General features: G+C 69.4%; 10 protein-coding genes. 1 reads left to right on the top strand and 9 read right to left on the bottom strand.

Annotation, left to right across the window (positions count from 1 at the left end; all coding sequences use genetic code 11):
- Positions 1–40 precede the first annotated feature (40 nt).
- The 4 genes from OHA10_RS27460 to OHA10_RS27445 all read right to left on the bottom strand — a co-directional run bounded on the left by OHA10_RS27460 (position 41) and on the right by OHA10_RS27445 (position 3,387).
- Entirely contained in the window at positions 41–841 is an 801-nt protein-coding gene (locus OHA10_RS27460) for a hypothetical protein (protein ID WP_371401638.1), read from the bottom strand.
- Between the two features lie 93 nt (positions 842–934).
- A complete protein-coding gene (locus OHA10_RS27455; protein ID WP_371401637.1) occupies positions 935–1,402 on the bottom strand; it encodes a MarR family winged helix-turn-helix transcriptional regulator in 468 nt (155 codons plus the stop codon).
- Entirely contained in the window at positions 1,399–2,160 is a 762-nt protein-coding gene (hisF, locus tag OHA10_RS27450; protein WP_371401636.1) for an imidazole glycerol phosphate synthase subunit HisF, read from the bottom strand. The genes OHA10_RS27455 and hisF overlap by 4 nt, the downstream gene beginning before the upstream one ends.
- A 15-nt stretch (positions 2,161–2,175) precedes the next feature.
- On the bottom strand, positions 2,176–3,387 hold the full coding sequence (locus OHA10_RS27445) for an aminopeptidase (RefSeq protein WP_371401635.1): 1,212 nt from the start codon (positions 3,385–3,387) through the stop codon (positions 2,176–2,178).
- Positions 3,388–3,460: 73 nt separating this feature from the next.
- On the opposite strand from OHA10_RS27445, the gene OHA10_RS27440 reads away from it, so the two are divergent.
- On the top strand, positions 3,461–4,696 hold the full coding sequence (locus OHA10_RS27440) for a GDSL-type esterase/lipase family protein (RefSeq protein ID WP_371401634.1): 1,236 nt from the start codon (positions 3,461–3,463) through the stop codon (positions 4,694–4,696).
- A 45-nt stretch (positions 4,697–4,741) separates the two neighbouring features.
- On the opposite strand, the gene OHA10_RS27435 is transcribed toward OHA10_RS27440, so the two are convergent.
- The 5 genes from OHA10_RS27435 to priA form a co-directional block, all read right to left on the bottom strand.
- A complete protein-coding gene (locus OHA10_RS27435; protein ID WP_371401633.1) occupies positions 4,742–5,674 on the bottom strand; it encodes a lysophospholipid acyltransferase family protein in 933 nt (310 codons plus the stop codon).
- Positions 5,674–7,227: a lactate racemase domain-containing protein gene (locus OHA10_RS27430; RefSeq protein WP_371401632.1), complete on the bottom strand. Its 1,554-nt coding sequence runs from the start codon at positions 7,225–7,227 to the stop codon at positions 5,674–5,676. Before OHA10_RS27430 ends, OHA10_RS27435 begins: the two co-directional genes overlap by 1 nt.
- A 61-nt stretch (positions 7,228–7,288) precedes the next feature.
- The gene (locus tag OHA10_RS27425; RefSeq protein WP_371401631.1) at positions 7,289–8,488 is read right to left on the bottom strand and encodes a zinc-binding dehydrogenase; all 1,200 of its coding nucleotides are present in this window, start codon (positions 8,486–8,488) and stop codon (positions 7,289–7,291) included.
- Positions 8,485–10,800 carry an HAD-IB family hydrolase gene (locus tag OHA10_RS27420; protein ID WP_371401630.1) on the bottom strand — a complete coding sequence of 772 codons (2,316 nt, stop codon included), beginning with the start codon at positions 10,798–10,800 and terminating at the stop codon, positions 8,485–8,487. Before OHA10_RS27420 ends, OHA10_RS27425 begins: the two co-directional genes overlap by 4 nt.
- Positions 10,797–11,570 (bottom strand): bifunctional 1-(5-phosphoribosyl)-5-((5-phosphoribosylamino)methylideneamino)imidazole-4-carboxamide isomerase/phosphoribosylanthranilate isomerase PriA, encoded by a 774-nt coding sequence (priA, locus tag OHA10_RS27415; RefSeq protein ID WP_371401629.1) that lies wholly within the window; start codon positions 11,568–11,570, stop codon positions 10,797–10,799. Before priA ends, OHA10_RS27420 begins: the two co-directional genes overlap by 4 nt.
- Between the last annotated feature and the right edge of the window lie 25 nt (positions 11,571–11,595).

The raw sequence follows: 11,595 nt of genomic DNA, 5'->3' as shown, positions 1-11,595 counted from the left end.
CCCAGCCTGTGGATAACTGGTTACACGGGGTGAACCGCCTTCAGGTCCATCGGCCGGCTCCGGCCGCGACCGCCTCGTCGGTCCCGGGCCAGGGCGGCATCGTGAGCAGGATCAACTCCAGGTCATCCAGACCGGTCGCGCGGAACTGGAAGGTGACGCCGAGCGGGATGTCGACAGCGGCGCCGGGCCAGAGCAGATCGACCTGATCGGTGCCGTCGGGGCTCTGCCGCCACAGTTCGCCGTGCCCACTGACGACGTACCAAAGCTCCTGCACGGTGCGATGACGGACGGGCGACGAGACGGCCCCGGGGTGAAGTAGACAGTGTGCGAGGCTCCCCCGCTCCACACCGCCGAGGAGCCGGATCTCCGAGCCGTCCGGCGCGGTCTCATCCGGACCCCGCCGGACGTCCACCGTGAGCCAACTGTCGTCAGTCGGCTCGGCCGGTCCGTCTGCACCGACGGTCCAGGGACCCGCGTCGTTCGTGTGGAAGAGCTCGGACTTCCACGGCGGCATGACGACGACCAGGAAGACCAGGCTCGTCGTCTGATTCGCGCGGTACTGGAACTGAGTCCCTGCCGGCATCCACACCGCACGCCCGGGACGCATTCGGGTGATGGCCTCCCGGCCATGGAGACTGCGCCAGATCTGGCCTTCTCCGGCCAGGACGAAGTAGGCCTCGTCGAGTTCCGGCAGGTCGTGGGTCGGGGCGACCTCACCAGCCCGGCAGACGGCGTGAGTCAGGTCGCCCAGCGGCGACCGTACGACGTGCCTGATCTCCGCACCACCACCGGGTGAACTCGAGTCGGGGGCGCCTCCGAGCGTCTGCCATTCGAGCGCCATCTCGACCTCCGCGACTGTGCTGCCGTCTCGACCACCACGCTAACGAGACCTTTGTCGGCTGTGATGTCGCTCGTTCGAGGCAGTCCGAACGGACTATCCGAGGTCGGTGTTCAGGCGGGCGAGGAGGCGGCCCAGGTCGGAGAGGTCGGTGGGGTTCCAGCGGTCGAGGATGGCGCGGAATTCGGTTTGGCGTTGGGTGCGCATGGCTTCGTAGCGCTCGGCGCCGGTCGTGGTGAGGCGGAGCAGGCGGGCGCGGCCGTCGTCGGGGTCGCCGACGCGTTCGATCAGGCCCAGGGTCTCCAGCTGGGTGATGCCGCGGCTGACGGTCGACTTGTCGAGGCCGAGGACCTCGGCGATGTCCGAGGCGCGTACGCCGGCGCCGTTGCCGGTGCTCATCTCGATCTGGGAGATCAGCGCGTACCCGGCGGCGTCCATCTCGGGGTGCACGCGCCGCGCCAGCCGGAGCGAGGCGGAACGCGAACGGCGGAACAGTGCGGACAGCTCCTGCTCGATGGCGGCGACCATCTCCTCCGAGCGCTCGACGTGCGCCGGCGTGCTCATCGGACCACGATCCCCGCGTCGCGGAGGGCCTTCTTCACGTCGGCGATCCGGAAGTCGCCGAAGTGGAACACGCTGGCCGCGAGTACTGCGTCCGCTCCGGCCTCGACCGCGGGCGGGAAGTGCTCCGGTGCCCCCGCTCCCCCGCTGGCGATCAGCGGTACGTCGACCACCGCGCGCACAGCTTTGATCAGCTCGAGGTCGAACCCCTGCTTGGTCCCGTCCGCGTCCATCGAGTTCAGCAGGATCTCGCCTGCGCCCAGCTCGCACCCCCGCTTGGCCCACTCGATCGCGTCCAGCCCGGCCGACTTCCGCCCGCCGTGGGTCGTCACCTCGAACCCGCTCGGCTGGTCCGCGGACCGCCGTACGTCGAGGGACAGGACCAGGACCTGGTTGCCGAACCGGTGCGCGATCTCGCGGATCACGTCCGGCCGAGCGATCGCGCCGGTGTTGATACCGACCTTGTCCGCCCCGGCCCGGAGCAGCCGGTCGACGTCGCCCACCTCGCGGACGCCGCCGCCCACGGTCAGCGGGATGAACACCTGCTCGGCGGTCCGGCCGACCACGTCGTACGTCGTCTCACGCGAACCGGACGACGCGGTGATGTCGAGGAACGTGAGCTCGTCGGCACCCTCCGCGTCGTACACCTGCGCCATCTCGACCGGGTCGCCGGCGTCCCGCAGGTCGGCGAAGTTCACGCCCTTCACGACACGGCCGGCATCGACGTCCAGGCACGGGATAACTCGTACGGCAAGGCTCACGCGGAAAGGGTACCGTCAGCCTCCCAGGACCCAGACGTCGTCACGCAGCAGGACGACCGGCCCGTCGGGTGTCGCCGCGGTGACCGTCAGTCCGTCGCCGCCCAGAACGACGTCGGTGTGAACGGTCGCGGTGTTCAGTCCCCGCTCGGTCCGCTCGTCGGGTGTCAACTGCATGCCGTCGGCAACAGCGAACGGGAAGCTCTGTCCCCAGGCGATGTGACTGCCGGCGTTCTCGTCGAACAGCGTGTTGTGGAAGACGACACCCGCCTGCGCCACCCGCGAGTCCTTGTCGACCAGGGCGACCTCGCCGAGACTGCGGGCTCCGGGGTCGACGTCGAGCTGAGCCCGGACCAGATCGGCGCCGGTCGTCGCGTCGACGTCCGTGATCCGGCCGCCGGCGAAGGTGAGCTGCAGTCCTTCCACGAGTTGGCCCGCGATGACGACCGGCTTGGTCACCCGCGCGACGCCGTCCGCGCGCCGGCGGTCGGGGCTGGTGAAGACCTCCTCGGTCGGGATGTTCGGTAGGTACGCGATACCCGCCGGGTCGGTCACCGACCCGCCCGTCCAACAACAATCGGGCAGCAGGCCGACCGTCAGGTCCGTGCCTTCGCCGGTGTAGTGGAGCTCGGTGATCTGCAGCTTGTCGAGGGCCGCACACCGCTCGGCCAGTACGGCGGACCGCTCCCGCCAGGCGGCGACCGGATCGGCCTCGTCGAGCCGCATCGCCCGAGCGACCGCCTCCGAGAGCCGGTCGACGTCGGGTTCGCCGTACACCTGGGTCGCCCAGCCGGCGTTCGGCGCGGCGATAACGGTCCAGCGCCACCGTCCGCTCATCACCGCCTGCTGCCTCGCGGACATTTCCTGCTTCCGTACGGCGGCCACCCGCGCGGGATCGATCCCGGCGTACAGGCCGGAGTCCGGCGTACCGGTCAGGGCGATCGTTGCGATCCCCTGCTCTTTCCAACCGCGGATCCGCTCCAGCGCCCACGGGCGGTCGGCCGTCAGCGTGTCCAGGTCCGAGTGGGTCAGATCCGAGCGGCGTACGAGCCCGTCGGTCCAGAGCACCTCGACCCACTTCGCCCCGGCGACGTAGGCACGCTCGACCACGGCCCTGGCGATCTCAGCCTGGGCGATATCGGCGTTGATGACGACGCCCTGCCCCGGTTGGACGTTCACGCCGACGCGGACGACCAAGTCGGCGAAGCGCTCCAGCAGCTCATTGTCCATCCATGAACCATAAACTAGTTGCACTGAAACTAGTGGCACTGCCACTATCAATTCTCCGAACGAGAGGATTGAGATGCGTACCAGGAAGTACTTGGGTGTTGGTCTGGGCGTCGTGGCTCTGGTGGTCGCGGGGATGGGTGGAGCGTCGGCGGAGGCGCAGACCCAACCGACAGGCTGGTCGGCGGGCTCGGGGGCGGGCTCGGCGGGGAGCTGGTCCGCTGCTTGGGCCAGTGCGATGCAAGCGCCCACCGCCGCGGACGGCAATTGGAGCCAGGCAGGCTTCGACCACCAGACGATCCGGCAGACCGTCCGTCTCAGCACCAGCGGTAAGAGCCTGCGGATCCGGCTGTCCAACCTGTACGGGACCAAGCCGCTCCAGATCACGGGCATGACCGTGGCCCGGACCGACGTGACCTTCCACGGCTCACGCCGTACGACGATCGCCCCCGGCCGGACGGCAACGTCCGACGCCGTGGCAGTCCCGACCGTCGCCGGCCAGCAGCTCGTCGTCGCGATGTATGTCGACGGCGCGACCGGACCGGCGACCTTCCACGAGGACGGCCTCACCGCGACGACCGCGATCGCCGGCAACCACCTGCACGACAACAGCCCCGGCACCGCCACCAGCCACGCCTTCTACTACCTGACCGGCGTCGACGTGACCGGTGCGGCGGGCACGGTCGTGGCGTACGGCGACTCGATCACCAACGGCCACAACTCCACAGCCGGTGCCGACCACCGCTACTCCGACGACCTCGCGCAACGACTCGCAAAGACGAGGCTCGGGGTAGCCAACGTCGGCATCAGCGGGAATCTGCTGCTGCACCAGTTGCCCTGCTTCGGAGACGTCGGCGTGACGAGATTCCGGCGCGACGCACTCGGGCAAACCGGAGTCCGCACGGTGATCGTCGAAGAAGGCGAGAACGACATCTGGGACAGCGAGTTTAACTTCGGTTGTGGCCAGACGCCCAGGATCACGGCGGACCAACTCATCGTCGGCTACCGCAGCATGATCGCCGCCGCGCACGCCCGCGGGGTGCGGATCATCGGCGGCACCATCACCCCGTTCAAGGCCGACTACATGCAACCGGCCGACTTCGCCCGGGCCGAGGCGATCCGAACGCAGGCCAACCAGTGGATCCGGACCTCAGGTGAGTACGACGCGGTCGCCGACTTCGCCCGAGCGGTCGGGGATCCGGCCGACGAGCAGCGACTCGACCCGGCCCTCGACTCCGGCGACCACTTGCACCCCGACGACGCCGGCTACGCCGCGCTCGCCGCCGCGGCCGCCAAGGCCCTCGGCCACTAAAAGGGGCCGCAGGCAACTACTGCCTGCGGCCCTTCAAAGGGAAAGCTACTTCCAGGCGCGGCGGCGGCCGTCGGTGGACCTCATCGGGCGGGTCGACTCCCAGACGCGCCGCCAGCGGGCAGCCTCGGGGCCGGTCTGCGACGGCGAAGCGCCGATCGCTGCTCGGCGACGGGACTCGTACCAGGTGGTCGACTCCTCATCGAGCAGCGCCGAGACGGCAGCGGCGATCCGGGGCGCGAAGTCGCGGGGGCTCTCCCCCTCGGCGGCGCGCAGCGGGTCGCCGTACCGGACCGTGACGGCCGGGCGGCCCGGGATCGGCCAGCCGCGACCACGCGGCATCGCGGCGAACGAGCCCTTGATGCCGACCGGGATCACCGGCACGTCGTGCTCGACGGCGAGGTACGCCGCGCCCATCCGGAACCGCTGGATCCAGCCGTCCGGCGACCGCGTCCCCTCCGGGAACACGACCACGTTCCAGCCGTCGGCGAGCAGGTCACCGGGGGTCGAGCTCAGGTTGCCGCCGCGGCGCTCGATCGGGAACGTGTTGAACACGATCGCCGACCCGGCCGCGCGCCACCAGGTGTCGAAGAAGTAGTCGGCCGCCGCCGCGAACGCGGTCTTGCGGCGCATCGCGTCGGGCAGCGACAGCAGCAACAACGGGGTGTCGAGGTGCGACGAGTGGTTCGCGACGATGATCGCCGGGCCGTCGAGCTTGAGCAGCGAGTCCAGTCCGCTCACCTGCGGGCTGACCTCGAAGTTCAGGACAGCGTTAAGCGGACCTTTCTGGATCAGGTCGCGGACCGCGATCGCGGCCGGCGTCCGGGCCCACTTGGTCGGGAAGACCGTGGACTCCTTCGGGATCACGTACGGCTCGGCCGACCGCGGCACCTGCGGCCGCCGGCCCCACCGCCACCCGCGCGCGACCTGCTTCACGTCGCGCGCGGTGTCCCGGCTGAACTTCACCAGGCTGGTACCCATCAGCGCACGTCCGCGAGCAGGTGCGGCGGGTTGTGCAGGTACGTGATCGACGGCGACCGGCCGACCGAGTGGCTGACCATCTCGAGCGCGTCGGACAGCGTCGACGCGGACCGGAAGCCCATCCGCTCGACGGTCTTGCGGTTCGCCCCGACCCAGACGATGTCGCCGCAGTGGTCCAGCGCGTGCGAGATCCAGTACCACATGTAGAACGGGTGCACGCCGTGGTACGCGTACGACGTCCGGTACAGGTGGATGTACCACGGGTCCTCGGCGTACTGCTTCTCGAACTTCGCCTCGATCGTGGCCGGATCGGTGCTCTCGGCAAGCACTTCCTCGAAGAAGTCGACGTACGACGGGTGGTGCAGCTGGCTGAACTCGTAGTCGACCGGGTGGTACAGGATCACCGCGCCGTCCTTGCGGACGACCGGGTTGCCCCGGTACGAGTTGAAGTAGTACCCGAGGCCCATGCAGGCGGCCAGGATCGGGTTCATCACCGAGTTCACGTTGTACGGGCCGATGAACGGCACGCCCATGATCGCGACATCGGACTGGCCCTGTACCTCGACCATGTGCTGGCGGTGCACGTTCTCCAGCGTCTTGTCGTGCACCGGCTCGATCTTGCCGGCGTGTACGCCGGTCAGGCCGTACGTCGACCGGACGTCGGTGAAGATCTTGTGCCGCAGCTTGCTCGGCGCCGCCGCGAGCGCGCGCTTGGTGCCGAGCATCGAGGCCTGGTCCTTGAGCGACCACTCCCACTCGCGCTTCTGCAGGAACTCCAGCGGTCCGCCGAAGATGTCGTTGTTCAGCGTCGTCTCGATCTGGAAGACCTTGACGTGCTGGGTCAGCACCTCGCCCATCCGCCAGGCCGAGTGGTGCATCTTCGAGGCCTTGTGGTCCATGAACGACCGCGAGTGGATCATCGTGTGGCTGTTGTGGTGGTGCTTCAGCGACTTGTACGACGCCAGACCGATCGACGTCGACTTGTGGCCGCCGTCCATCGCCACCAGGTTCACGTTCACGTAGACGAGCAGGTCCGACTCGGCCGCCCGCTTGGAGATCTCGACGTCCTCGCCGTGCTTGGTCTGACCCAGGTGGGTCAGGTTCGCGCTGTCCTCGGCGTCGAAGTTGTAGAGCTTGCCGTCGGGGAAGAACGACCGGAACACCCGCTCGCCGACGATGTCGCGCAGCTCGTTCGGCGTGAGCCGGCGGTGCAGCGCGTTCGCCGAGATCAGCTCGACGTCGTCGACGCCGGCCTGCGCGGCCAGCTCCAGCACCGCCTCGATGATGCGCTGCCGGATGTCCGGCTTCTTCATCGGCGGCAGCGGGATCGAGATGTCGTCGAACGCGATCGTCAACCGCATCCCGGCGCGCAGCAGCTCGGGCAGCGGCTCGGACTCGAGCGGGTTCAGCAGCGCGTTCTGGATCGCTTCGTCGACGTCCCGCACCGGCGGCAGCGCCTCCGGCGGGTACACCACCCGGGTGCCGAGCGGGAACCGCTCCAGCAGGAAGCCCTCACCGTTGTGCACGAGCAGCGGCGGGGTCCGGTCGTCCACCTCAAGCACAAAACCTGGCCGAGACATGTTCAGAACCTCTCTCGTCGTACGTTCAGCGCCCTCATGAGGCCCTCACATCGAAAGCAACCTTGACCGTGCCGAGTCGGCCGGCCGAATGTGCGTGGTCCAGCGCCTCGCGCCAGCGGTACAGCGGGTAGCGCGCACCGACGATCCCGTCCAGCGGGGCTCGTCCGGCCAGCTCCAGCGCGGTCTCGAACGCCGGGCGGCCGTTCGGCTCCTCCCGCGCGGACGCATAGGTGCCGGTGACCTCGAGCTCGCGGAACCACACCGGCGACAGGTCGGCGCCGCTGGCCGGCATCCCGGACAGCACCACCCGGCCGCCGGCCTTGGTGACGCGCAGGACGGTGTCGATCGAGTCCTTGCTGCCGACCGCGTCGACCGCGACGTCCACGCCACCGAGCAGGAACTCGCCCGCGCCGAAGTCCGGCTTGAGCCGGAACGCGCCGGTCGATCGCCGTACGCCGCGGAACACCTCGTCGGGAGCGACGACGTCGCTGGCGCCGAACGCCCGCGCCAGCTCGCGCTGCTTCGGGTGCTTGGCGACCACGGTGATCCGCCCGGCCTGCGTCAGCTCGCGCAGCGCCAGCGTGGCGAACAGCCCGACCGCACCTGCGCCACTGACCAACACCGACTGCCCCGGCTGCACCTTCGCCCGCAGCGCCGCGTGCACGGCGCCGGCGAGCGGCTCGACCAGCACTGCGCGCTCGTTGGTCAGTGCCTCAGGTACGGCGTACAGCTGGCTGCGATGGGCCACCAGCATGTTGCCCCAGCCGCCGCCGGTGTCCTGGCAGAACCCGGTCTGCAGACCCGGCGCGACATGGCCGACCGTGATCCGGTCACACCGGTTGGTGTTGCCGGACACGCAGTTCTCGCACAGCTCGACGCCGCGCGCTTCGCAGGTCAGCACGGAGTCCATCACGACCCGGGTGCCCTTCGGCAGGTCCTCGCAGTCGTCGAGCAGCTCGCCGACGATCTCGTGACCGGGCACGAACGGCAGCGACACCACCGCGGAGAAGTACAGCTTGGTCGAACCGGTGACCATGCCGAGGTCCGAGCCGCAGATACCGGACAGGATCGGCCGGATCCGGGCCCAGCCCGGCCGCTCGGCCTTCGGCTCGTTGATCGTGACCAGGCGCAGCGGCGCGGCCGGTCCGGTCAGGATGCCGGGGATGCGGCCGCCGACGGCCTTGGCCGCCAGGAACTTGGCCGGCGACCGGTACATCTCGAGAGCGAGCATCATCGGGCGTTCACTCCAGGGAGCTCCAGACGGGATGACGTGGACGGGGTCTTCCAGTCGACGATCTGCCAGCGCGCGGCCCGGGCGGCCCGGAACAGCGACACGTCCGGCGAGACGGCGACCGGATTGCCGACGGTCTCCAGCATCGGCAGGTCCGAGTGGCTGTCGGCGTAGGCATACGACTTGGACAGGTCGATGTTGGTCTGCCGGGCGTGGTGCTTGATCCACGCGGCCCGCGACTCACCGACCAACGGCGGACCGGACAGGAAGCCGGTGCAGCGACCTCGGTCGTCGACGGCCAGCTCGGCCGCGACGATCTCGTCGAACAACGGCTCCAGCGGACGGGTCAGCGGCCGGACCGCGCCGGTGATCAGGATCGTCTTGTGCCCGGCGACGCGGTGCTCGCGGATCCGTCGTACGGCGGCGCCGCTCAGCCGTTCGAGGACGTGCTCGGCGAGGATCTCGTCGACGATCTGGTTCAGCTCCTCCAGATCCGCACCCGCGTAGCGGCGGTAGATCGTGCGGAGGAACGTGCCGCGGTCCTTGCGCTCGGCCGCGATCAGCTTCGGCAGCTTGCGGAGCATCGCGCCGATCTCGCCGACCCGCTGCGGACCGTCCAGCTCGGGCAGTCGCATCCACAGGTAGGTCTCGATCACGTTCGAGGACAGCAGCGTGCCGTCCATGTCGAACGCGGCGATCACCTTGGACTCCGACGACGGTTCGACCTTCTTCAGTACGCCGGCGGACTCGGCGAGCGCCTTGTTCCGCTTCTTGCGTACGACGTCCAGCCGGCGCATCGACTCGGTGACGCTCGGGCAGTGCAGCTCCTGCAGGTAGTACTGCCAGTCGACGACCGCGGTGTCGCAGGCGAACTTCTCCTTGTCGTCACCCTCGAGCGCGTTGTGCAGTGCGAGCACGTTGTCGTCGATGAACTGCAGCTCGGCCTGCGCGTACTCCGAGTACAGGTCCATGTAGCGGCGGAGGAAGTCGAGCCGGCGCTTCTGTACGTCGAGCTCGCGGGCGTACTTGCGGACGCGTTCGCTCCGCGGCACGGTCGTGATGATCCGGTCCGCGATCTTGTGGGCCTTCTCGCCGTACCGCAGCATCGTCTCGACCGAGTCGCCGCCGGGGAACTTCCACACCGGCAGCCGCACCGCGCCGCGCTCGCCCAGGTCGAACGGGTGCTTGGAGAAGTACGCGCGCACACCGGCGTACAGCTGCTCGAAGGTCAACGGGTTCCGGGCGCCGGAGCCGATGTGGTAGTACTCCGGCTTGCTCAGCTCGGGCTCGGTCGCCATCACCGCGCAGATCGCTCCGACCACGTGGTCGACCGGGATGATCTCGATCACCGAGTCGGGGCTGGCCGGGAACTCGGGCAGCTCGCCGCGGCCGTAGGCCAGGATCAGCGGCTCGGCCATCTTGAAGCCTTCGATCCAGCCCGGGTGCGGGGACTGCAACGCGGACTCGATGATGGCCGGGCGGACGATCGACGTCGGCAGCCTGCCGGCGAACTCCTCCACCACGCGCTCGCCGAGCGCCTTGGTGAACGTGTAGCAGTCGGTCCACCCGAGGCTGCGGGCGCGCTCGGTGCCGGTCTCGACCAGCTTCTTCGCGACCCACTCCATCCGGCGCCGCTCGGTGTCGGCCGCGGCGGTCAGGTGACCGGCGCGGCGGTGCAGCTTCTCGGCCTCCTTGCGGAACTTCGCCAGCATCGGCGCGGACCGCGACTGCTCCTCGATCCGGGACTTCATCGCCATCCCGGCCTCGGCCTCGGTGCGCCAGTCGACCAGGTGCTCGACCGGCGCCTCCGGGATCGCGCCCCGGCGGCGGCCCGCGGTGTAGGCGGTGGAGATGTGGACGTAGTGGATCCGGCGGTCGGTCCCCTGCCGGCTCTCGTCGATCCGCTCGAGCAGGCTCTTGGTGCCGAGCACGTTGGTCGTGAACGCCTCGTGGATCGGCGGGTCGAAGCTGACGTCGCCGGCGCAGTGCACGACGATGTCGAGATCCGTCGGCAGCTCCGGTACGTCGGACAGGTCGCCGTCGATGACGTGGATCCGCGCCGCGGACAGCGCCTCGGCGTCGGCGTACTCGGTGCCCTCGCCGTAGAACGGCTTGAAGATGTCCTTGCGGAGCAGCTGCGCCATCCGGTCCGCGCCGCTCAGCGAGCCCTTCGGCCGGATGATCGCGGCCACCGTGGTGCCGGGCAGCTCGCCGATGATCCGGTGCAGCAGCGCCTCACCGACGAAGCCGGTGACGCCGGTGACAAGGACCTTCTTGTCCTTGAGCTTGTCTTTGAGCTTGCCGCCAAGACTCACTTGTCGCCTCCACGCGTGAGCTCGAGTGCCTCGGTCAGGGTGAACGCGCCGGCGTACAGGGCCTTGCCGACGATCACGCCTTCCACGCCGTCCGGGACCAGCGTGCTCAGAGCCCTGAGATCGTCGAGGCTCGAGACGCCGCCGGACGCGATGATCGGCTTGTCGGTGCGCGCACACAGGTCGCGGTACAGGTCCAGGTTCGGGCCCTGGAGCATGCCGTCCTTGGTGACGTCGGTGACCACGTAGCGCTCGCAGCCGGCCGCTTCGAGCCGGTCGAGCACCTCGTACAGGTCGCCGCCTTCCTTGGTCCAGCCGCGGGCGGCCAGCGTCCGGCCGCGCACGTCCAGACCGATCGCGATCCGGTCGCCGTACTGCTGGATGATCCGGTCGCACCACTCCGGGTCCTCGAGCGCGGCGGTGCCGATGTTTACCCGACGGGCACCGGTGGCGAGCGCGGCTTCCAGGGAGTCGTCGTCGCGGATGCCGCCGGACAGCTCGACCTGGACATCCAGCTTGCCGGTGACCTCGGCCAGCAGTTCCCGGTTGCTGCCGCGGCCGAACGCCGCGTCCAGATCGACCAGGTGGATCCACTCCGCGCCGGCGTCCTGCCAGGCCATCGCGGCCGCCAGCGGATCGCCGTACGACGTCTCGCTCCCGGCCTCGCCCTGCACCAGCCGAACCGCCTGCCCGTCCGCCACATCGACGGCAGGGAGTAGCACCAGGTTGCCTGACCGGGGCGGTGGGGTGGGGACCGAATCTGACACTGACATGGCCCACACCCTAGAGGGCGATGCT

The organism is Kribbella sp. NBC_00662, from assembly GCF_041430295.1.
Taxonomy (GTDB): Bacteria; Actinomycetota; Actinomycetes; order Propionibacteriales; family Kribbellaceae; genus Kribbella.
Note: the sequence above shows the minus strand (reverse complement) of the source record. Positions and strands in the feature narration are given on the sequence as shown.